Raw genomic sequence first — 22817 nt, 5'->3', positions numbered from 1 at the left:
GGAATAAGGTGAGTGTGATGCTTTATATTTTTACCAGTTTTGAAACATCATCTCGCTAACGTTTATAAAATTACAAAGCGGCTAGGTTTTTTTAACCTAGCCGCTTTGTTTATAGAAATAGAATTATAGCTGTTTATTGATTAAATCTATTATTTTAGGAAGTTCTTCCATAGTCTCAATAGTAAAGTCTGCTCCATTATCTAAAAATACTTTTTTCATGTTGGCAATTATCTCTGCTTTCTCATCAGGAGATAATTGTTCAAACTCTTCTTTAGATAACCCCATTAGTGAACTACCAATAATTACGCCAACTGACCATATACCAGCATTTATTGCTTCTTGTATATCAGAAACTGTATCTCCAACTTTTACTACTTGGCGAGTTGAAGATAGCTTTAATTTTTCCATATTTCGAAAAATCATATAAGGATATGGCCTTCCATAGGAATTTGTGTCATCAGCAGTAATATAAAAATCTGGCTGATATCCTTTTTTCAAAGCATTAGGTACAACAATGTCCATCATTTTACTTGTATATCCAGTTGTTGAACCAATCTTTAAACCATCTTCCTTTAGCGCTTGAACAGTATTTATAACCCCAGGAATCGGATCAGTATAATTAGATAATGATTCCATTAAAGCAGGCTCAAACTTGTTATATAAATCATTCACATCATCCTCGTTAAAGTCCCTGCCATAACGTTCTTTCCAAAGCTTTGAAATTCTCGGCATAGATAACATCGCTCGAATATGATCAATCTTTAGCATTCCCATAGGCTCGCGCGCTTCACTCATCGTTACGTCTATTCCTGCTTTTTGAAAAATATCGATGAATACATTAACTGGTGCAAAGCATCCAAAATCTACAGTTGTTCCGGCCCAATCAAAAATAACAGCTTCTATTTTCTTCATTTCATCTTCACTCCTACAAATTCTTCTATTTCATTACATAATTGATCAATATCATCTTTATAAATTTCTCCGATGTTCCCAATTCTAAATGTATCTACCTCTGTTAATTTTCCTGGATAAATAACAAACCCTTTTTGTTTCATATGTAAATAGAATGTTGGAAAATTAAAAGAATCGTCTGGATATAAGAATGATGTAATAATAGGTGATTGTTTCTCTTCAGATACATAACTTGCAAATCCTATTGCTTTCATTCTGTCACGAAGATGTTTATTGTTCTCATAGTAACGGTGAAAGCGTGCTTTAACGCCACCCTCTTGTGCAAGTTCATCAAGAGCTTTAGAGAAAGCTGCAACCGTGTGGGTAGGAGAAGTAAATCTCCATTTTCCATCCTTATCCATCTCTTCCCATTGATTATATAAATCTAACGATAGACTTTGAGCATTGCCTTTGCAATCTGCTAAACTATGAATCTTAGCTATGACGAAACCAAAACCTGGCACTCCTTGGATACATTTATTCGCACTGCTTATTAAGTAATCAATTTCCAATGCAGGAACGTCAATGTCGATTCCTCCAAAACTGCTCATAGCGTCAATAATAAGCTTTTTCTTAAAATCCTTTGCTACTTGGGAAACCATTTCAATTGGATTCAATATTCCGGTTGTTGTTTCACAATGGACCATAACAATATGAGTGAAACTCTCATCTTTTTCTAATAACCCTCTAATTTCTTCTTCATCTGGATACTCATGATAGCTTGTTTCATATTCTGTAAAATTCAGGCCTAGGTACTGAGCCATTTTTACAATTCTTTTTCCATATGCTCCGTTTGTAATAATTAATGCTTTATCTTGAGCTTTTAGTGAAGTAGTCATAACAGCTTCTACAGCAAACGATCCGCTACCTTGCATTAACACAGCTGTATATTGATCACTGCTAGCATGTGCTAATTTTAATAGTTCTTTTCTTATGTTCTGAGTAATCTCTTTGTATTCATCATCCCAAGTACAACGGTCAAGGAGCATTTCTTCTTTTACAGTTGTTGTTGTAGTTAAGGGACCTGGCGTTAATAATTTATATTGTTTCATATTACTTATCTCCTTTTATTTAGCAGAGTTAAAAAATGCTTGATGTTTTTCAAGAAGCTCTATAGTTAATGGCTCTTCAAATACTTTATTATTAGTTGCTTTATTTTCTTCACTCACTTTTTCGCCCTCATACAAAGGAACTGGATAGTACTTAATTAATTCTTCTCTAGCATTTTTTGTAATAACTTCTGCCATCTCCATTGCCAGTTCAGATTTCTCTTTTTCTTTATCAATTACCACCAACGATTCTGTAATAGAAAAATTGCCTTCGGCAGGGTCAACAAAGTCAATAGGTGCTCCAGAATTTTTCACTTCCACTGCTTGATGACGAAGACCAAAGCCTACAGCCACTTCTCCTGCTTGTACCTTTTTAATTGATCCTGATCCAGAACTCTCTAAATGCGGCCCTGCATTTTTTACAATCCCTTCCATTACTTTCTTTCCTTCTTCTTCCCCATATTCACTAATAATTGCTTGAACCATTAGCCATCCTGTTGAAGAATCTATGATATTTGGAATAGAAATTAACCCTTGGTATTCAGGCTTTGCTAAATCTTTAATCGACTTCGGAACCTCTAACCCTTCTTGCTTTATCATTTCAGTATTAAAGAATATTGATCCTGTAATAGCCAAAACAGGCGTATAAAAATCAGGGTACTTATTAATTGCATTTGTTTTAAATTCTAAAGGTTTAAACATTTCATTCTTCTTTTGTGCACTTTCTAAAAAATAAGAACTCATCGTAACTAAATCTGCTTCTATTTCACTGCCTTCAGCCATTAATTTCCCTCCTAATTCAGAAGTACCGAGGGATTGAATGACATATTGGCCTTCATAACCAGCATTGTTTAGCGATGTTTCCATTGCTTGTATTGCCTCTTCATCTCCGTTGGAATAAATAACAATCTGATCGTTATTACCACTGGTTGCTTTATTTCCACATCCCGCCATAATAACTAAGCATCCAATTAACATAATGAATAATCTCTTTTTCATCTCTACACCTCTGTTTCTTAAGCTTTTTTAAACTGCCGTTTTTGAATATAATCACAAATGCATTTAACCAAAATATTGGTACCGAAAATTAATAACGATAGTACAAATATTTCATTAAACTTAGCAAAATGCTGTAATTCTTTAATCTTGCTTGATACAAGAGATGTTTGAGCAGATACTAGGAAGATAACTCCGCTTACGGTTACCATTGAGTTAATAAAATAATAGCTAAACATCTCTGTAATAGTTGAAAGCGAATTTGGCAAAATAACTCGATAAATTGTTTTAAACCAGCTGTCTCCCAGCAAACCACCGGTTATTTCCCATGTAGGGTTCATTTTAGACAAGGAGTTCTTTGCCATTAAATAAGGTGCTGTAAAATAATGGACTATATTACAGAATATTATGATAATAAATGTCCCTTTAAGGCTACTTCCATTGAATAATAGCAAGTACGAAAGTCCAAGTACCATACCTGGTAACGTATTTGTAACCATTGAGACAATGTCAAAAGTTCCTCTTCCTTTTAAGTTTGTTCTCACATTTAAAATAGCTGCACTATAGACAATAACAATGCCTAGAACTGTTGTAAAACTAGCAACAATGGCAGAGTTTGTGTAGACTTCATATAAATTACTTGTTGAAAAAACGGTCGTAAAGTGTTCAAACGTAAAAGTCAAATTGTAAGGAAAATTAACCAGAAACGGTGCAATAAACATTACTAGAAAAGTTGAAATTACTGCCCCTACTACAGCTATAGATAATAATCCCAAAAGAACATCCCTAATTCGGTTCTGAACAATATCAATGTGAGTAAACTTATCATAGTGAAAATTAAATCGATCTAAATACTTTAATAAAATAACAGAAAATGCTGCTGGTACAAGCATTAATACAGCTATTACAGCTCCATTATTAAAGTTAGGTATAGAGCCTAGCATTACTTGATAAAGCTGCGTCGCAATAACCGAGTATGTTCCTCCAATGGATGCAGGTATTCCATAATCAGTAAAACTTAAAATAAAAGAAAGAACCGCTGCCCCCCCTATCGTACCCAACATTGGACGCAAAATAGTGTTATAAAAGCTTCTCCCAGGTCTGTCCATCATCAAAGTACTAACCACTATAAATTTTTTATCTATATATACAAACGCATTATGCATTAACAGGAAAGCTGGTGGTAATGTATAGATTACGTATCCTAACAATAACCCGTTAAACCCATAAATGTTAAATAGTGCTTTTCCTAGAATTTGTGTAATTAAGCCTTGATTTCCAAAAGAATAGATGATGGCAAATCCATATGTAATTGTAGGTAAAAGCATTGGAATGACGACTCCTGCTCTAATCATACTTTTTAACGGCTTACAGATATTTGTGAAATGTAAAGCATATGCAATAGAAAATGCAAGAATGGTCGTAATCAATGCTGTCAAACTAGAGACTTTAATACTGTTAAAAAAAGCTGTTATTAATTCATTATTTGATAACATATTGAAGTAATTATCTAGACTCAATCCTTTGGTACTTTGAAAAGAATTCAGCAAAAGGACTCCAATTGGCAACACCAAAAATAATACAAATATGGTTAAAGTGACTCCATATATAGCTCTCATTTCAGTACGTGCATTAAGCATACTGCTCACCAAATAAAGTAAAGATATTTTGCCTTTTAATCTGCAGCTGGTTTACTATAAATCCTTTTACAAATTCATTTTGAGGACGATGTATAATGTCATGAGGTGTTCCAAATTGAGCAATTTTGCCTTCATTGATAATAAGAATCCTATCAGACAGCGTAAGTGCCTCCTCTGGATCATGAGTGACAATAATGATTGTTAACTGTAACTCTTTGGCAATAGACTTAATTCTTTCTTTTATAGATTCTTTAATAACACCATCAAGTGCGCTTAGGGGTTCATCAAGAAGTAAAAGCTTTGGCTTCATCACTAGCGTTCTCGCTAATGCCACTCTTTGCTTTTGCCCCCCAGATAATTCATTAATCTTTTTTTTAAGATGAGCCTTTAATTCAAGAAAATTGACATAATCTGCTACTTGCTCTTCTGTCACCATTCCCTTTTTATTTTTTAAACCATACACAATATTTTCGTATGCATTTAGATGTGGAAAAAGGGCGTAATCCTGAAATACAATGTTGAACCCACGATCTTTCATTTTGACACTTGTCATATCTTGACCTTCAAAAAAAATTTTACCTTTATCCATCTTAGTTAACCCTAAAATAATATTCAATAATGTGGTTTTTCCACTTCCACTCTGCCCAAGTAATGAAATAATTTCACCTTTATTAATTTCTATACTGATATTATCCAAAACTACTTTATTCTGATACTGTTTACTAACTTGCTCTAACTTTAGCAAACAACTCACCTCCAGTTACGATGTAAACGGCTTTTAAATTTTCAACTTAGTTTGCTTTAATCCATTTCGATTTCTCTATTCCAAGTCCTTCATTGGTCATATCGGTAATAATGTAATCAACCTCTTCTAAGTCTTGAATTTTGTAAGTGGCTATACGCCCAATCTTTGAAGAGTCACTTAAAACATAAGACTGTTTAGAGTTATTGATAAAGATACTAGAAAGGAGGCATTTATCTAAATCATAGCTCGTGACTCCTGCATGTTCATCAATTCCATCAACTGATATGAAAGCTTTATCTACAAAAAACTCTTTTGCCATTTTTTCAGCTAGAGAACCTGCTGTACGAAAATGATTTCCCTTTACATATCCACCTAGGAAGATTACCTTTCCTTTAAAGCCACTTTTATCACCTTCTTGCTCCATCAACTGGACAGCAAATGGAAATGAGTTGGTAATAACGGTAACATTACTTTTGACCTTTATTGAATTAGCCATCTGTAATGTTGTACTTCCTTCATCAATAAAAATTACATCTCCATCCTCAACAAGTGACGCAGCTTTTAAACCAATTATCATCTTCTTATCTATATGAAGTATTCTTCTCTTAAACATTGATAACTCGCTTAAGCCTTCTTCAATTCTTACTGCTCCACCATGAACTTTTTTGATTTTGTTTTCATTTTCCAACTCTTCTAAGTGCCGACGAATTGTTTCTGCTGATACATGAAACCTTTTGGCAAGTTCATTCACCTTCACTTGACCTTCATTATTAATAAGTTCTATAATTCTTTTTTTTCTTTCCTCAGCTAATAAAGACATAGTGTATTCTCCCTTTCCTTCTAGCTCAATTATAAAAAAGATTTGTAAAGCATTTATTAATAGGTTGTTAACAAATTGTGATATTGTGTTGTTTTATGTGAATATGTATTGTTTTTTTCACATGAATGAATTTTTAACTTTACTACAGTTAGAAATTCACCATAATTCTATTGCAACCGTTTAGAGGAAGTTTCTCAAGAACCGTGATATAATTTTTATCAGTAAGCGATTCCAAGCATACTACATTAGATTTCGGAAAAATAAGTCTTTTTTGAGGAGAAGAAGAAAGATGGATTTAGATCAAGAATCTTTAGTAACAAAAGAACAAACAATCTTTAATCATGTAGGTAATAAAATTATAGTAAGAGATAAAGAGATTGATATCATAGCTCGTTTAGAAGAGCCGCTCATTCTCGTACTAGACAATGTGTTAAGCGACGCAGAATGCGATGAGCTAATTCAGCTATCTAAAGATAAGATGCAGCGCTCTAAAATTGGAGCTTCACGTGAAGTTAATAATATCCGTACAAGCAGCGGGATGTTTTTCGACGAAAGCGAGAATCCACTTGTGCAGAAAATCGAAATGCGCACCTCAGAAATCATGGGCATTCCAACTAGCCATGCTGAGGGGCTTCAAATTTTAAACTATTTACCAGATCAAGAATATCGAGCACACCATGATTACTTCGCTCCTACAAGCAAAGCCGCGAAGAACAATCGAATCAGCACGCTCGTTATGTATTTAAATGATGTAGAAGAAGGCGGCGACACTTATTTTCCAAAGCTCGGGTTTTCCGTTACGCCGAAAAAAGGTATGGCCGTATACTTTGAATACTTCTATACAAATCAAGAACTTAACGACTTAACTCTTCACGGCGGTGCACCCGTTGTAAAAGGTGAAAAGTGGGTAGCAACTCAGTGGATGCGTAAGCAGAGAATTCGATAAATGTTATCTTGCTATGTAACAAAATACAAGGCCTGCTCAAGTGAGCAGGCCTTGTATTTTGTTAACTCTTTTTTAAATTAATATTTAGCCTTTAATTTATCGAGAAGCCCATATTGATCAAAGGAAAGCAAGACATATTCCTAATCAACCTCAAATTAATTCAACGAATGATAGTCCATATCCATCAGAATTGCATTCACCTTATCAAGGCGTTTTTTCGTTCGTTCAGGATAATTAATTGCCAAAGCGCTGATTATATAATCTGCTACAAACATTGATGATACAACTGAATTATGAAAAGCAATGCTGCTTGAACTGCATGGCAGTACTATATCAGAATGAGAAGCAAGCGGAGACGAGTAACTGTCAGTAATTGAAATGATTTTCACACCATTGTTTTTGGCCGTTCGGGTAAGGTCAATAATCCGCCGAGCATATCTTGGAAAGCTAATCGCAATTACTAAATCGTTCTCGTCCAGGCCAACCATGCTATCTGCCCAATCACTTAAATCGGCTATAAATAGACTGGTATTCCCAAAGAGCCTGTTTAATCCATGCGTCAAATACTGTGCAACCGGTAATCCGCTTCTAACGCCTGTACAAATAATTCGATTTGCTGATAAGATTGCTTTTTGTGTATCCTCAAGCACTTCGTTGGAAATTACATCAATGGTACTTTGGATATTGCTAATCTGGCTTTCTGCATAGCGCCCCCACAAATCGGCTTCTTTAATTCCCTTTATATTTGCTTCAAGTCTTGTTTGAGGAGCAGCTTGGTTTCTTAGATTTTCTTGAAGCCCTTTTTGAAATTCAGTGTAACCTGAATACCCAAGGTTAAATGTTAACCGCATTATCGTTGTTGTACTTGTCTTTACTACTCCTGCCAATTGATCTACGGTCAAAAAAGCTACATCAAGCGGATGTTTAATAATGTAGTCTGCTACTTTTCGCTGTGTTTCCGTTAATTCACCAATTCTTTGTTGTAATTTCACAATAGGATTTTCCATATTATCTCTCCAGACAATTGGGTAATGTGTTAATTTTTCCACCTTTTTTCATCTGAGAAAATATTATCACGATTTTCCTTTCTTGTAAAAAAAGCATATTATTCTCATAGAAATAGCTACACTAAAAATTACCTTGTTCAACAAAAAATCTAGATATAATAGTGATTTTATACAGTTACTTATAAAGAGAATGAGTTAGCTGCAAATAGAAATAATTGAAATTTCATCTAAAAAAGAAAGCAGACGATATTTCTATAATTCGTCTGCTTTCTTTTTCCTAACGAACATGCTCTAATTTTTCATCAAATTCATCTGAAGAATAAGCATGTCCTTCATTTAATTTTTCATTGGGGAGATATCCGAGAATAAAGCCAAGTATTCCAGCTAATGCACTAATCATAAAGGTTGGAGTAGCAAATATGTCCCAAGATTTCTGTATTAAATAACCTTTTTGAAACAGGATTCCTGCCAGTTGACCAAAGACTAAACAGGTTCCGCCAGCTAAAAACAGCAAAAGACAAGTTTTAAATAAAAAAGCAATGATATTTCTCATTTTTTCACTCTCCTCTAATTTAATACTGGCAAGAAGCCCATTGCAATGAAATAACCAATCAATAAAATTGGAATAACATAATATAAAATTAAAGGAACGAAAGTCTTTTCAGGACTCGCACCTGCGAGGGAAGCCGCAATAAATATTGATCCAGAAGCAGGTGGCGATGCACCTTCTGTTGAAGCAAAAACAAGAATTGCAACTACTGCAAGTAAAGGATCAACTCCAGCTGATACCATTGCTGCAAAAGCCACCATTCCAATAGCGGTTAATGTAGCTGTGGATGAAAGTGGACCAGCAACTAAAGCTACAAGAAGGGAAATTACCAGAACCATTAACCACTTAGAAATTGCAATAGAGTCCATGACAGCTGTTAAATCTTCAGCAAGACCTAAATCAGTCAACACTTGGCTAGAAGCATAAGCAAAAACAAGTAGTGCTCCTATTGTGGAAAAACGGGGAATCGCTTTATTTAAAAAGTTATTCCAACCCTTTGCTGTCTTTGGTAATTTAGTCCATCCAACCATCATGCTAATGAAGATAATTAGAATTGGTATCCATGTGATTAATGAAATACTTTCCATTGCATCACTGCCGATATTTTGATTTTCCATAAGTTTTTTAGCAAGAGGTCCAATTGTAATTACAATTGGAATTAATGCGCCCAAAAAAATCAATGTTGATTTCCAACCTGTACTTAACGCTTCTCTTAACGGCTGAATAAATTCCGGTGAAACCGCTTTAATATTATCACGCTTAACAAAATACATAATAAGAAATATACGATAAATTATTTGGTATACTCCCGCAATAAATAAAGCTACATACAAATCCCCTTCTGACACGACGGCTGCAATAGGGGCAAATCCAAGCATAATAAACATTGATGCACTAGGTGGTAACGCTGCACCAAGGCCACCATTACCAGCTACAATAGTAGCAGCTCGCTCCCGACTAAAATTGGACTGCACCATCCACGGCGCAGTAATAGAGCCCGTAGTAGCTGTATTCCCTGAGTTTGAACCTGCAAGCGTTCCCATTATTCCTGATGCAATTGTATCAACGTATGCAGCTCCCCCAGGTAGACGTCCTAATAGAGAGTTCAGTATTTTTACAAGACTAGCAATAATGGCAGTGTGATCAATAACATATGCCATAAATACAAATGCTACAGATGCGTACAAAACATCATTTGTACCCGCAAAGAGAAGACCATTCCATATTAAATCGAAAAATTCCGTCCCACCGAACAAAGCAGTTGCAATAAACCCAGCAAGCATTGCCTCTGCAATATTACGTTTAAGTACTAGATTCCAAAACACAATTATACCAATAAATACAAGTAACGCCCAAATTCCAACCCCCATGTCTACACCTTCTTTCACCACTTTTATAAATACCGCTTCGTATTATTATCTTATTTTTATGTGATTACTTTAAATGCTTCAATGACTTGCTTCCAATGTTCTGGCTTTTGCCCTTGATATTTTTCTTTGAAATTTAGTAAAGCAAGCTTTTCAATTTTAGCTTTTGCTGCTTTTGATATGCTAGAATCAATCTGAGCTGATTCTAGCATATCAATTGTGCCCCCAAGCTCAATAGAACGTCGATTTGCATGAAGGGCAGTTCCCGTCACAAGGCGATTCATTGTTTCTTCAAAGCTTTTTCCGTTAATGGTCTCACTTAATGAATCGATAACAAGATTTTCAACATTGTAATGTTGAGCAGCCTCTAATAATTCAATATATAAGCCAACGATTCCTTTCATATAAATACTTCTTATCAATTTAGCGGCTGTTGCTTCACCAGGTAGCTCGCTTACTTTCTCAATATTCATTTCATATATGGACATTTTTTCAATAAAAGTATCAGTACCATTACCACTTGCTAGAATAGGTACTCTATGTTTATAAACTGGTAAAGGCCCCATCATAGCGGCATCTACAAATTCCCCGCCAACACTATTTACGTTTGCTGCTATTTGTTTTTTAATAGTGGGCTTAGCTGCTGAAACATCAATATAAAGGCACTTACCCTTAACGTATGATACTAATTGTCTACTTACCTCATATGCCTTGTCTGCAGGGACTGCAACAATGACCGCTTCGGAGCTTCTCATTATTTCTTCAGGTGACTCTAATATTGTAACGTTGGCTGCTTTAGCTCGATCTTGAATGAGATTACTATATTCTGTCATATTCCAAAGCGGATCATATGCCTTTATTTTTTTAATCCCTTGTTCATTGAGGCCAAATGCTAATTCAAAGGCCGCTTCACCAAATCCGATAAATCCTAAATTCATGTTTCATTTGCCTCCTTTAGTATTCAAATGCTTTGATTTTTTCAGCTAACCATTCTGGTGCGATACTTGTTTTATCTGTTTTTTCTTGGCTTTCACTTTCCTCATAGTTATCAATCAATTGTAAACGTTTTTTTTCGTATTCAAGCTTTTTTTCTGCTTTCAAAAGTACATCTTCCACTTTCTCTTGAGGAACAACCACTATACCATCATCATCACCAACTATTAAATCGCCTGGGTGAACCGTAACGCCAGCACAAGATATTGGTATATTAATAGCACCAGGACCATCTTTAAACGGCCCATTAGGAATGAAGCCTTTTGCATAAACGGGAAGTCCTATTTCACTAAGCATTTCTTTATCCCTGACTAAACCATCAATGACAATCCCTTCGATACCAACTGCTTTGGCTGCTTTAGCCATTAACTCTCCTAAATAAGCGTTTTCAACGTGCCCTTTTCCATCTGCCACAAGCACATACCCTTCGCCCCCGCAGTATATTCCTTGGTGTAAAAACAAGTTATCCCCCGCTCTCATTTCAACTGTTAATGCTGTACCAACTACATGCATATTTGAGGATACTGGCTTAACCCTATAATCCATTGAACCTGTACATCCTAAGGCATCTGATATAAGTGTTGTATTCAATTTCTTAGCTCTCATAATAATTTCTTGAGACAAAAGCGGTGCTGTATAACTCACGTGCATACACTCCTCGAATTTAAATATTTTTTGAATTTCCAGCTCTGTTCCCCCACCAATCTGATAACGCTTACAAATAAAAGTTTTAGATCACTTTCATTTGTAATAAAAATAACAACAATTGATAATAAAAGTAAAAATTTTTACTTCTTAAACAAAATATTAACATTGTTATTTCTTGGTGTAAACATTTTTTAAAAATTTAAACTATTTAAAGTTAAAAAGGAATTATAGCTAAAATAAAAAGCCTCTCAACAGTTAAAAAACTGTTGAGAGGCTTTTTTATAATTAGCTGTTTTATTTTATCACAGGGTTGCCATGTTTTATAAAACGAAAACAACTCCGAAGACAAGAAAAACATATCATCGTTTTAGACGTTGATATAATAAGGTTTTAAACCTTTAATTACATCATGCCGCCCATTCCACCCATACCGCCCATATCAGGCATTGCAGGAGCTGCGTTTTCTTCTGGCTTGTCAGCAACAACTGCTTCAGTTGTTAAGAACATAGCCGCTACAGAAGAAGCGTTTTGAAGTGCTGAACGCGTTACTTTTGTTGGGTCAACGATACCAGAATCAAGCATGTTTACCCATTCGCCAGTTGCAGCGTTGAATCCAGTTCCAACCGCTTCGCCCTTTAGACGCTCAACGATTACTGATCCTTCTAGACCTGCGTTATGAGCGATTTGACGTACAGGCTCTTCAATCGCACGTAATACGATGTTGATACCTGTTGCAACGTCGCCTTCAGCTTCGATTCCAGCAACTTTATTGTAGATATTTACTAATGCAGTACCACCACCAGCTACGATACCTTCTTCAACCGCAGCGCGAGTAGAGTTTAATGCATCTTCAATACGTAATTTACGCTCTTTTAATTCTGTTTCAGTAGCTGCACCAACTTTAATTACAGCAACACCACCAGCAAGCTTCGCTAGGCGCTCTTGTAATTTTTCGCGGTCGAACTCTGAAGTTGTTTCTTCAAGCTGAGCTTTGATTTGGTTAACGCGAGCTAAAATTTCTTCTGCGTTGCCTGCGCCGTTTACAACTGTTGTGTTTTCTTTTGTTACCACAACTTTAGAAGCGCGACCTAATTGCTCAATGCTTGCAGATTTTAAGTCAAGACCAAGTTCTTCAGTGATTACTTCACCACCAGTTAAAATCGCAACGTCTTGAAGCATTGCTTTACGACGGTCACCAAAGCCTGGAGCTTTAACTGCTACCGCTGTGAATGTACCGCGAAGTTTGTTCACAACTAATGTTGCTAATGCTTCACCTTCTACATCTTCAGCAATGATTAATAGTGGCTTACCTTGTTGAACAACTTGCTCTAATACTGGTAAGATTTCTTGAATGTTACCAATTTTCTTATCTGTGATTAAGATATATGGATCTTCTAATACAGCTTCCATTTTGTCTGAATCAGTTACCATGTATGGAGATGCATATCCACGATCAAATTGCATACCTTCTACAACTTCTAATTCAGTTGTGAAACCTTTAGACTCTTCAAGCGTGATAACACCGTCGTTACCAACGCGCTCCATTGCTTCAGCGATTAATTGACCTACTTCTTCGTCAGCCGCTGAGATAGCCGCTACTTGCGCAATTGAATCTTTACCTTGAATTGGTTTAGAGATTGCTTTTAGCTCTTCAATCGCTACTGCTACTGCTTTTTCCATACCCTTACGGATACCCATTGGGTTTGCACCAGCCGTTACGTTTTTAAGACCTTCACGAATCATTGCTTGTGCTAAAACTGTTGCAGTTGTCGTACCGTCACCAGCAACGTCGTTTGTTTTGCTAGCAACTTCTGCTACTAATTTTGCACCCATGTTTTCGAATGCATCTTCTAATTCAATTTCTTTTGCAATTGTTACACCGTCATTTGTAATTAATGGAGAACCGAATTTTTTCTCTAGTACTACGTTACGCCCTTTTGGTCCAAGCGTTACTTTTACAGCATTTGCTAATGTATCTACACCACGTAGCATTGAGCGGCGTGCTTCTTCGCTAAACTTAATGTCTTTTGCCATTTGACTCATCCTCCTAATTGTTTAAAAATAGTCTATTGTACATATATTAAATTAAAAGTCGTTATGAATAATTAGCCGATTACAGCTAAAATGTCGCTTTCGCGTAAAAGTAAGTATTCAGTACCTTCGTATTTCACTTCAGTACCAGCATATTTTGAGAAGATAATACGATCGCCTGCAGCTACTTCTAATGCTACACGCTCACCGCTTTCTAATACTCGACCTGTACCAACAGCAACAACTTTACCTTCTTGTGGTTTCTCTTTAGCGCTGTCTGGTAATACGATACCGCTTGCTGTTTTTTCCTCAGATTTTACAAGTTCAATCACTACGCGATCACCTAATGGCTTTAACAAGTGAAACAACCTCCTCAAATAATATGTTTTTACATTTTATTAGCACTCAACCTCATCGAGTGCTAACACATTTATTATATTAAAACAAAGTGGCTTTTTTTTGCAAGTATTAAACACAAAAAATTTTAAAAAATCCTTTTTCAACTCATACTACTCATACCCACATAAAAAGAAGGCATTCTTTTATCTCTCATATAATATGTATGTTACAATACGAACAAGAAGAAACATATCAAAAAGCTTCCCTACATGTTCTTCGACAATGATACATAAAAAACCTTTTAAAGGAGTATGGAAGATTGGAAAAGCGCTATGGTTATATCGTACTGACTTATATCATCATGCAGTTTTCTGGAATTTTAGGCATTCCATTATTATTATCGCTTGGACTGTTTAATGACGAACCTGTTAGAGTAGCTAGACAGCTTGCAATGACTTACTGGACAATCACCAGCTTTAGCTTGGCTTTAATAATTGTACTTGTGTTGTTAAAGCGTGAAATGTCAATGAGGCATGAACATGCTGGCTTACCAACAGCTATCTTCTGGTCCATCTTTGGCATCTTTTTAGCAATGGCTTCTCAATCCGTAGCTGCCATGATTGAAATGAACTTATTTGGTATTGAACCCGGTTCTGAAAATACGGAAATGATCTTGAATTTAGTGAAAGTTACGCCTTTATTAATTGTTGTCACATCCGTTATTGGACCAATTTTAGAAGAGATTATCTTCCGCAAAATCATCTTTGGTTCTTTATATCGTAAATATAATTTCTTTATTTCAGCCTTTATTAGTTCGCTTATATTTGCAGCAGTCCATTGGGATTTTGAACATTTATTAATTTACACAGCTATGGGGTTTGTATTTGCGTTTTTATATGCAAGAACGAAGCTAATTATTGTTCCAATTATCGCTCATGTCTTAATGAACACGATCGTTGTATTAGTCCAAACAATTTTTGCTGATGAAATTATGGAAATTCAAAAGCAAGCTGAACAGCTACAATTTATTATTAAAGGACTTGGTTTATGAATAACATCCCTCTAACCAGAGGATTTATCTACTTAATTATGGGAATCCTCTTTACGTATTTAGCTATTTTAAGCGTCGATACCACCGTATGGACCTTGCCAACAATCTTATTTGCCTTAGTCGCTGCTTTTGACTTTCGCTTTGCCATTCGAATCTTTTCATTGCATCGCAAGATTAAAAAGCTTCAAGAGCAATATAAAAAGTCAAATAGCAATGATTCTCAGAAATAAAGAAAGCCCCTGTTATAAGGGGCTTTTTTCGTTATTCAGAAGGCATTTCAACAGATTCTTCATATTCCTGCCTATTTTTTAACATTTTACGATAAGAGATACGAGAAATAATAATGCTAATTTCATAAAGGATAAATAAAGGAATTGTAACCATTAGATGTGATAGCAATTCTGGAGGTGTAATAAAAGCCGCTATGACTAATAGCACAAAATAAGCATACTTCCGGATACCGCTTAGGAACTGTGGCGTTACAATACCCAGTCTTGTTAAAAACATAATGACAACAGGTAACTGAAACAATAAACCAAACGGTAGTGTAAGCTGAAATAAAAATGAAAAGTATTCATTAATACCAATAACTTGGTTAACATCTAGCTTATCTGCTATTCGAATCATAAACTCTACCACAAAAGGAAAGAGAACAAAGTAAGCAAACGAAATACCAGTAAGAAATAAGATGATTGAAATTGGAATGTATCCAAGAGTTACTTTTCGCTCTTTATCATACAACCCTGGACTTATAAATGCCCATAATTGATAGAGTGCAATAGGAGCAGAAACAACACATCCGATGACAAACGCAAACTGCATATAAATCTTAACAGGGTCCGTCAATTTAAATGCATTCATTGTTAACGAGCTTGCCTCGTCCGCTGATTGGAGATAAATAATGACGCGGTCTGCTAAGAAGAAACCGCCGATTGTAGCAATAAAAAAGAAAAAGACGACGATTAAAATCCGTTTTCGCAGTTCACCAATATGATCATATACAGACATTTCTTGTTCGTTCATATGTCAATCATTCCTCTATTGATTTCGTTCTTTCTTCTTACCCTCTTCTTCGTTATCTTCCATTATTCCTTTAGTGGCGCTTTTAAACTCCCTTAACGTATGGCCTACAGCTCGACCAAGCTCTGGAAGTTTCTTCGGTCCAAAAATTAGCAATGCAAAAATTACAATTAAGATAACACTACCTGCACCTAATCCCATGGTTTTCCCTCCTTTATTACGTATATATTCTATTATATATTATTTTCAGGATAATTTTTCAAAAAGTAAACCAATGACTGAAGCTCTACGGCTAAATCAATATGATGTAGACGAATCGAACTTGGCACATTTAAGCGTGCAGGCGTAAAGTTTAAAATACCTTTAATCCCACATTTAACTAAGCGATCCGTAATTTGCTGTGCCACTGTAGCTGGAACTGTTAGAATTGCAACGGAAATATCCTCCGTCATATGTTCTTCAAGCTTATCTAAATGGTAAACAGGTACGTCTCCAACGTGAGTGCCTACCTTGTCTTCAATAACATCAAAAGCAAATTCAATCTTTGTATTGTTATTTTTAATAAAATTGTAGTTTAAAAAGGCTGTTCCTAGATTACCAACGCCAATTAAAGCAACTTTGGTTACCTCATCTTGATCTAATGTTTTACGAAAAAAGCTCAGTAAATAATTGACGTTATAGCCATATCCCTTTTTACCCAAGGCTCCAAAATAGGAAAAATCGCGACGAATTGTTGCGGAGTCTACTTTCACTGCTTCGCTTAATTCTGCTGACGATACACGTTGCTTACCAGAAGCATGTAGATTTTTAATAAAACGATAGTATAGCGGCAACCGCTTTGCTGTAGCTTGTGGTATTTTTAAGTTTTCTGTATTCATCTTGTGCCCCCTTAATTACGATAGATATAATGGCTATCGTTCAAATCTCCGCTTAAATTAGCAAGATTCTCTTTTTAAACTAGATAGCGCTTCCATTAAGTGAATCTTCTATTCACTCATGAACAGTAGTCTATAGTTTATTTTAACACAGTCTGTGTGGTAATAATGAATTCTACACATAATTTTATGGAAATGCTTATGCCATACACGTATTCATACTTCCGTCTTAAAAATATGTTAAAATACACTATGTCGAAATGAGTAGAGGTGAAATGATGATTATTCTACAGTTAAACGGAATTACGAAATATTACGGGGCAGACCCGATTTTATCAAATATAAAACTTGAAGTTCAATCTAAAGACCGCATTGCACTGGTTGGTCGAAACGGAGCAGGTAAATCAACGCTTTTAAAAATTATTTCTGGTGAACTTTCCTACGACAGTGGAGAGATTATGAAACCAAAAGAAACAACGATTGACTACATGGGACAAGATACGGTGTTAGAATCCACTTTATCTATTTGGGACGAAATGTTAACCGTCTTCAAGCCTTTGCAAAGAATGGAGAAAGAACTAAGAAAGCTTGAAGAAAAAATGGGGGATCCTTCTTATCAGCACGATTCTATTAACTATGAAAAGCTCTTAAAGGAATACGATCAGCTTCAAATTTCCTTTAAAGATCTAGGTGGATACCAATATGAAGCTGATATTCGTTCAATACTACACGGATTTCGCTTTTCAAACTTCGACTATTCCACCCCAATTTCTACACTAAGCGGTGGCCAAAAAACGCGACTGGCTTTAGCTAAACTGTTATTAACTAAACCTGATTTATTAATTCTGGATGAGCCTACCAACCACCTTGACATTGAAACATTGGCTTGGTTAGAGCAATTTTTACAAAACTACGATGGTGCTATCCTAATTGTATCGCATGATCGCTACTTCCTTGATAAAGTGGTTACACAAGTCTATGAAGTAAGTCAAAAAACCACTTATAAGTATCCTGGTAACTACTCAAATTATTTAACACAAAAAGCTGAACGCTACGAGCGTGAAATGAAACAATTTGAAAAACAGCAGGATGAAGTAGCAAAACTTAATGATTTCATTCAGAGAAATATCGCTAGAGCTTCAACAACAAAGCGAGCTCAGAGCAGACGTAAACAGCTAGAACGTATGGAGCTAATGGATCGGCCAAACGATGGTGAGAAAGGTGCAAACTTTTCCTTTGACATTGAGCGGCAAAGTGGAAATGAAGTACTAAAAGCTGACAATCTCTCCATTGGATATGAAGAGAATCAGTTTATTGTAAAAAACATTAACCTTCGTGCTACTCGTCAGGATAGCATTGCCTTGGTAGGTCCAAACGGGATCGGTAAATCCACTCTGTTAAAAGGCTTAATGAATAAACTTCCTTTTGTTTCAGGAGAAATCCAATTTGGTTCTAACGTAGCAGTAGGCTATTATGATCAAGAACAAGCAAATTTGACGTCTAACAAAACTGTACTCAATGAATTATGGGACGACTATCCTACTACTACTGAAAAAGAAATTCGGACTGTGCTCGGTAATTTTTTATTTTCAGGTGACGATGTCTTAAAGATTGTTTCCACATTAAGCGGTGGAGAAAAAGCAAGACTCGCTTTAGCAAAACTGATGATGCAAAAAGCAAACTTTCTAATTCTAGATGAACCTACCAACCACCTTGACCTAGATAGTAAACAAGTATTGGAGAATGCATTAATCTCTTATCCAGGTACACTTTTATTTGTTTCCCATGACCGTTACTTTATCAACAGAGTTACCAACAAGGTTATCGAATTGTCTGCAGAGGGCACAACAGAGTTTTTAGGAGACTATGACTACTACGTTGAGAAAAAAGCAGAAATGGAAGAACGAAGAGAGCTTGAAGCAGCAAACATGGCTGAAGAGTTATCTGTAGGGAAAAGTGTCAAAACATCATATATACAAGATAAGGAACAAAAAAAGCTTCTAAGGCAGCGAAAAAGAAGAATTGAAGAGATCGAGGAACGCATTGCTGAAGTAGAAGCACAATTAGAGCAAAATGAAGAGCTTTTATGCGACCCAGTAATTTACCAAAATCATGAAGAATCTCAGCGTTTAAACAGTGAGAACCAAACTTTTCAACAAGAGTTATCCACATTAATGGAAGAGTGGGAAGAACTTCAGCTAATTATTGAGGAAAGCTAACAGTTATACACAAAAGAAGCCCATACACCTTTTGGTGATGGGCTTTATTACATTCATTATCCACAGTTAATTCTAAATTGATTGAAAATTGTGGATAACCACTACATTATCCACAATTCTCTATTCTAACACTAACCCAGGATTCGCATTTAATGCCATCGTTGCTCGTCTATCTTTACGATATAAAATGCTGGCTGCTGCTCCAATCATAGCAGCGTTATCCGTACATAAAGATAGTGGTGGAATCACTAACTCTACATCATCATACTTTTCAAATCGTTGCTGTAGAGCCTCTCGCAACCCTTTATTCGCAGCTACTCCACCCGCTAAGAGCAGTTGATTTACTTTGTATTCTTGAACAGCTTTTTCCGTTTTTGTTACCAAAACATCAACTACGCTAGCTTGAAAACTAGCTGCTAATATTTTTGGATTAATATTTTCACCTTTTTGTTTTGCGTTATGCACAGTGTTGATAACTGCTGATTTCAAACCACTAAAACTAAAATCGTATGATCCATCTTCTAACCAAGCACGGGGTAAGTCAATTAAAGGTTCACCTTCTTGAGCTAGACGATCAATATGAGGACCGCCTGGATATGGTAGCTGTAGCGTACGTGCCACTTTATCATATGCTTCACCGGCTGCATCATCTCTTGTTTCACCAATCACTTCAAAATGGCCGTGCTCTTTCATGTAAACAAGCTCTGTATGTCCACCGGAAACAACTAATGCTAGTAATGGAAATTTCAATGGCGTAATGAGTTGATTTGCATAAATATGTCCTGCAATATGATGTACAGGAATTAAGGGTTTTTGATGAGCAAAAGCTAATGCCTTTGCTGCATTGACACCAATTAATAATGCTCCAACTAAACCAGGTCCTTCTGTTACCGCGACTGCATCAATATCATCAAATGTCATACTAGATTGATTTAGAGCTTCTTCTACAACTATTGTAATTTGTTCAACATGATGCCTAGAAGCAATCTCAGGTACAACTCCTCCAAATCGTTTATGGCTTTCAATTTGAGAGGCTACTACGTTTGCAATAATTTCTGTGCCACCTCGAATAATGGCAACAGCCGTTTCGTCACAACTTGTTTCTATTGCTAATATTACTTCATTTTCTTTTTTCATAATTTCACCCACATAACTAATGCATCTTCATTGTTATCAGAATAATAATTTTTTCGTATACCGCCAGCCTCAAAGCCTAGCTTTTTGTACAATGACTGTGCAATATGATTTGACGTTCTTACTTCTAGCGTCATTGAAAGTGCGCCTAGCTGTTTCACAACATCCATCGCAGCTTTAAGCAAAGCATATCCCAATCTTTTTCCTCTATACTTAGGAAGTATAGCAATATTAGTAATATGCGCTTCATCAATTACAATCCAAGTCCCACAATATCCAATAATTTGTTCATCTATTTCCATCACAAGGTAGGTAGAGAATTGATTGGCAGTTAATTCATTATAAAAGGCCTCTTTGCTCCAAGGTGTCGCAAACGCCTGTTTTTCAATTTCAACAACTTGATCAATATCTTCAACCTTCATTAAACGAAACTTTACTGTCGTAGTCATTTTCTCACTCATGTTTCGCTTCTTGTGCTTTTAGCCAGTTTGCTTCTGCCTCGGCTAGCCTAATATAATTAGGCACAAAAGCATGGACTGGTGTTGATTCCTTTTTCATACCTAAAAATGCTAACTCACTTGGACGAGGATTGTATTGTAAAACAGATGCAAAGAGTGCTTGTTCTCCTAAGACGCTAGTTAGTACTTCCTTATGCACTTCAACATCATTTCCAATAAATAAAATAGGTTCTTTGTATTCTTTCAATTTCTCAGCCCATTGTTCATTAATAATAAGCTGGTCTTTCTCTTCTTTACGTAAGTCCTCTCCATTATTAAAACGATATAAGCCCGTGAAAATTTGTTGTCTACGTGCATCAAATAACGGAGAGATAAGCCCATTAAAATAACGGCCGTTAGCAGCTAGCACTTCAAGGCTCGATACTCCAACTAAAGGAATATTAAGCGTCCACGCAAGTGTTTTAGCGACGGTTACCCCAATGCGTACACCCGTATAAGAACCAGGCCCTTCCGCTACTACAATTTTATCTAATTCTTTTGGTAAAGTATCGCAATCTGCTAGCAATGATTCAATCGCTCTCATCAAGCGAATGGAATGATTCTTTTTTAAATTTGTAATTACTTCTCCAATTACTTTATTCTCTTCAACCAATGCGACGCCCATTACAAAGTTTGACGTATCAATTGCTAATGTTTTCATAATTAAAAAGCTCCTTACATAGGTCAATATATCTTGCGCCCTTGGCTTTACAAACAAGCTTACGTGTTTTAGGCGTATCATGGTAAATATTAATCTGGACAAATTCCTCCGGTAGCTGCTCTTCAATTAAGTGAGCCCACTCAACAACGGTAACGCCATCACCATCAAAATACTCATCAAAGCCTAGATCTTCAAACTCTTCTCCTAGACGATACACATCCATATGATACAGGGGCAATCGTCCATCTTTATATTCTTTAATAATAGTAAATGTAGGGCTGTTTACGTTTCTTTTAATTTCAAGGCCTTTTGCTAAGGCTTTGGTAAAGGTCGTCTTACCAGCTCCTAAATCTCCTTCTAGTAACAAAACATCACCTTTAGCTAACAACGAAGCCAGACGGTTCGCTAGCTTTTGTGTATCTTCAATAGAAGCAGATTGAATGACAAACTCTTCTAGTGGTTTCATTTTTCAAATCCTCACTTTGCTCTCTCTAAATCAATTTATACCTCTATTGTATACGCACTTCTTTGCTCATATCCAGCATATACATACAAAAAAGTCCCTAGGAACAGTCCTAAGGATCATAATTTTAATATAAAAAAAAAGACGAAACTTTTTGTTTCGTTTACATGGCGGTCCCGACGGGAATCGAACCCGCGATCTCCTGCGTGACAGGCAGGCATGTTAACCGCTACACCACGGGACCATTTGGTTGCGGGGACAGGATTTGAACCTGCGACCTTCGGGTTATGAGCCCGACGAGCTACCAGACTGCTCCACCCCGCGATAATATAAAGTCTGGCAACGTCCTACTCTCACAGGGACAAAGTCCCAACTACCATCGGCGCTAGAGAACTTAACTTCCGTGTTCGGCATGGGAACGGGTGTGACCTCTCTGCTATCGCCACCAGACATGAATTGAGATTATTCTCTCAAAACTAGATAACATGTTTGCTGAGTACTAAGTTTACTGTCTAGCTACGGCTCCTTTCACAATTGAACAGTCGCCTTCGCTTTTCTAATTTGGTTAAGTCCTCGATCGATTAGTATCAGTCAGCTACACACGTCGCCGTGCTTCCACCTCTGACCTATCAACCTGATCATCTTTCAGGGATCTTACTAGCTTGCGCTATGGGAAATCTCATCTTGAGGGGGGCTTCATGCTTAGATGCTTTCAGCACTTATCCCGTCCACACATAGCTACCCAGCGATGCCTTTGGCAAGACAACTGGTACACCAGCGGTGTGTCCATCCCGGTCCTCTCGTACTAAGGACAG

24 protein-coding genes, 2 tRNA genes and 2 rRNA genes (1 of these 28 only partly in view) are annotated in these 22817 nt (G+C 36.3%); 4 read left to right on the top strand and 24 right to left on the bottom strand.

What is annotated here, in order from left to right:
- Positions 1–123 precede the first annotated feature (123 nt).
- From NIZ91_01395 to NIZ91_01370, 6 genes are read right to left on the bottom strand one after another with little or no spacing between them, the layout of a single operon-like run.
- Positions 124–912: a phosphonoacetaldehyde hydrolase gene (locus NIZ91_01395; GenBank protein USY55381.1), complete on the bottom strand. Its 789-nt coding sequence runs from the start codon at positions 910–912 to the stop codon at positions 124–126.
- On the bottom strand, positions 909–2003 hold the full coding sequence (locus tag NIZ91_01390) for a 2-aminoethylphosphonate--pyruvate transaminase (protein USY55380.1): 1095 nt from the start codon (positions 2001–2003) through the stop codon (positions 909–911). Before NIZ91_01390 ends, NIZ91_01395 begins: the two co-directional genes overlap by 4 nt.
- A gap of 15 nt (positions 2004–2018) precedes the next feature.
- Positions 2019–2999: an extracellular solute-binding protein gene (locus NIZ91_01385; protein USY55379.1), complete on the bottom strand. Its 981-nt coding sequence runs from the start codon at positions 2997–2999 to the stop codon at positions 2019–2021.
- Positions 3000–3016: 17 nt separating this feature from the next.
- Positions 3017–4636, bottom strand: coding sequence for an ABC transporter permease subunit (locus tag NIZ91_01380; protein ID USY55378.1), 1620 nt, complete (start codon positions 4634–4636; stop codon positions 3017–3019).
- The gene (locus NIZ91_01375; protein ID USY55377.1) at positions 4629–5381 is read right to left on the bottom strand and encodes an ABC transporter ATP-binding protein; all 753 of its coding nucleotides are present in this window, start codon (positions 5379–5381) and stop codon (positions 4629–4631) included. Before NIZ91_01375 ends, NIZ91_01380 begins: the two co-directional genes overlap by 8 nt.
- A 46-nt stretch (positions 5382–5427) precedes the next feature.
- The gene (locus NIZ91_01370; protein ID USY55376.1) at positions 5428–6201 is read right to left on the bottom strand and encodes a DeoR/GlpR family DNA-binding transcription regulator; all 774 of its coding nucleotides are present in this window, start codon (positions 6199–6201) and stop codon (positions 5428–5430) included.
- A gap of 289 nt (positions 6202–6490) precedes the next feature.
- Here NIZ91_01370 and NIZ91_01365 point away from each other — a divergent pair, with 289 nt between their 5' ends.
- The gene (locus NIZ91_01365) at positions 6491–7147 is read left to right on the top strand and encodes a 2OG-Fe(II) oxygenase (GenBank protein USY55375.1); all 657 of its coding nucleotides are present in this window, start codon (positions 6491–6493) and stop codon (positions 7145–7147) included.
- A 155-nt stretch (positions 7148–7302) separates the two neighbouring features.
- Here the strand turns inward: NIZ91_01365 and NIZ91_01360 are convergent, their stop codons facing one another.
- From NIZ91_01360 to groES, 7 genes are all read right to left on the bottom strand, one after another.
- Positions 7303–8154: a MurR/RpiR family transcriptional regulator gene (locus NIZ91_01360; protein ID USY55374.1), complete on the bottom strand. Its 852-nt coding sequence runs from the start codon at positions 8152–8154 to the stop codon at positions 7303–7305.
- Between the two features lie 277 nt (positions 8155–8431).
- Entirely contained in the window at positions 8432–8707 is a 276-nt protein-coding gene (locus NIZ91_01355) for a hypothetical protein (protein ID USY55373.1), read from the bottom strand.
- A 14-nt stretch (positions 8708–8721) separates the two neighbouring features.
- On the bottom strand, positions 8722–10074 hold the full coding sequence (locus NIZ91_01350) for a TRAP transporter large permease subunit (GenBank protein ID USY55372.1): 1353 nt from the start codon (positions 10072–10074) through the stop codon (positions 8722–8724).
- Between the two features lie 56 nt (positions 10075–10130).
- Positions 10131–11009 (bottom strand): prephenate dehydrogenase/arogenate dehydrogenase family protein, encoded by an 879-nt coding sequence (locus NIZ91_01345; GenBank protein USY55371.1) that lies wholly within the window; start codon positions 11007–11009, stop codon positions 10131–10133.
- A gap of 16 nt (positions 11010–11025) precedes the next feature.
- Positions 11026–11709: an RraA family protein gene (locus NIZ91_01340; protein ID USY55370.1), complete on the bottom strand. Its 684-nt coding sequence runs from the start codon at positions 11707–11709 to the stop codon at positions 11026–11028.
- 405 nt (positions 11710–12114) lie between these two features.
- Positions 12115–13746 carry a chaperonin GroEL gene (groL, locus tag NIZ91_01335; GenBank protein ID USY55369.1) on the bottom strand — a complete coding sequence of 544 codons (1632 nt, stop codon included), beginning with the start codon at positions 13744–13746 and terminating at the stop codon, positions 12115–12117.
- 71 nt (positions 13747–13817) lie between these two features.
- On the bottom strand, positions 13818–14102 hold the full coding sequence (gene groES, locus NIZ91_01330; GenBank protein ID USY55368.1) for a co-chaperone GroES: 285 nt from the start codon (positions 14100–14102) through the stop codon (positions 13818–13820).
- Positions 14103–14401: 299 nt separating this feature from the next.
- Between groES and NIZ91_01325 the strand changes: the two genes are divergently transcribed.
- Together NIZ91_01325 and NIZ91_01320 are read left to right on the top strand one after the other, a co-directional pair.
- Complete coding sequence (locus NIZ91_01325) at positions 14402–15133, top strand: CPBP family intramembrane metalloprotease (protein ID USY55367.1); 732 nt, start codon at positions 14402–14404, stop codon at positions 15131–15133.
- Positions 15130–15363, top strand: coding sequence for a YdiK family protein (locus tag NIZ91_01320; protein USY55366.1), 234 nt, complete (start codon positions 15130–15132; stop codon positions 15361–15363). Before NIZ91_01325 ends, NIZ91_01320 begins: the two co-directional genes overlap by 4 nt.
- Positions 15364–15394: 31 nt before the next feature.
- Here the strand turns inward: NIZ91_01320 and tatC are convergent, their stop codons facing one another.
- The 3 genes from tatC to NIZ91_01305 are packed head-to-tail and all read right to left on the bottom strand — an operon-like array spanning position 15395 to position 17031.
- Positions 15395–16156, bottom strand: a complete 762-nt coding sequence (tatC, locus tag NIZ91_01315; protein USY55365.1) for a twin-arginine translocase subunit TatC — start codon at positions 16154–16156, stop codon at positions 15395–15397.
- A 15-nt stretch (positions 16157–16171) separates the two neighbouring features.
- Positions 16172–16354: a twin-arginine translocase TatA/TatE family subunit gene (locus NIZ91_01310; GenBank protein ID USY55364.1), complete on the bottom strand. Its 183-nt coding sequence runs from the start codon at positions 16352–16354 to the stop codon at positions 16172–16174.
- A 32-nt stretch (positions 16355–16386) separates the two neighbouring features.
- Positions 16387–17031: a redox-sensing transcriptional repressor Rex gene (locus NIZ91_01305; protein USY55363.1), complete on the bottom strand. Its 645-nt coding sequence runs from the start codon at positions 17029–17031 to the stop codon at positions 16387–16389.
- A gap of 275 nt (positions 17032–17306) precedes the next feature.
- On the opposite strand from NIZ91_01305, the gene NIZ91_01300 reads away from it, so the two are divergent.
- A complete protein-coding gene (locus tag NIZ91_01300; GenBank protein USY57060.1) occupies positions 17307–19247 on the top strand; it encodes an ABC-F family ATP-binding cassette domain-containing protein in 1941 nt (646 codons plus the stop codon).
- Between the two features lie 120 nt (positions 19248–19367).
- On the opposite strand, the gene tsaD is transcribed toward NIZ91_01300, so the two are convergent.
- The 8 genes from tsaD to NIZ91_01260 form a co-directional block, all read right to left on the bottom strand.
- Positions 19368–20396, bottom strand: coding sequence for a tRNA (adenosine(37)-N6)-threonylcarbamoyltransferase complex transferase subunit TsaD (tsaD, locus tag NIZ91_01295; protein ID USY55362.1), 1029 nt, complete (start codon positions 20394–20396; stop codon positions 19368–19370).
- Entirely contained in the window at positions 20381–20830 is a 450-nt protein-coding gene (gene rimI / locus NIZ91_01290; protein ID USY55361.1) for a ribosomal protein S18-alanine N-acetyltransferase, read from the bottom strand. The genes tsaD and rimI overlap by 16 nt, the downstream gene beginning before the upstream one ends.
- A gap of 4 nt (positions 20831–20834) precedes the next feature.
- The gene (gene tsaB, locus NIZ91_01285; protein ID USY55360.1) at positions 20835–21539 is read right to left on the bottom strand and encodes a tRNA (adenosine(37)-N6)-threonylcarbamoyltransferase complex dimerization subunit type 1 TsaB; all 705 of its coding nucleotides are present in this window, start codon (positions 21537–21539) and stop codon (positions 20835–20837) included.
- Positions 21520–22005, bottom strand: a complete 486-nt coding sequence (tsaE, locus tag NIZ91_01280; protein ID USY55359.1) for a tRNA (adenosine(37)-N6)-threonylcarbamoyltransferase complex ATPase subunit type 1 TsaE — start codon at positions 22003–22005, stop codon at positions 21520–21522. Before tsaE ends, tsaB begins: the two co-directional genes overlap by 20 nt.
- 165 nt (positions 22006–22170) lie before the next feature.
- Positions 22171–22246 (bottom strand) — tRNA-Asp (locus NIZ91_01275).
- 3 nt (positions 22247–22249) lie between these two features.
- Positions 22250–22326: transfer RNA gene (locus NIZ91_01270), tRNA-Met, on the bottom strand.
- Between the two features lie 10 nt (positions 22327–22336).
- A 5S ribosomal RNA gene (gene rrf / locus NIZ91_01265) occupies positions 22337–22452 on the bottom strand.
- Positions 22453–22563: 111 nt separating this feature from the next.
- Positions 22564–22817 (bottom strand): 23S ribosomal RNA (locus NIZ91_01260) (it continues 2681 nt past the right edge of the window).

This window comes from Bacillus sp. 1780r2a1 (assembly GCA_024134725.1).
In the GTDB taxonomy this organism is placed as follows: Bacteria; Bacillota; Bacilli; order Bacillales; family Bacillaceae_H; genus Priestia; species Priestia aryabhattai_A.
Note: the sequence above shows the minus strand (reverse complement) of the source record. Positions and strands in the feature narration are given on the sequence as shown.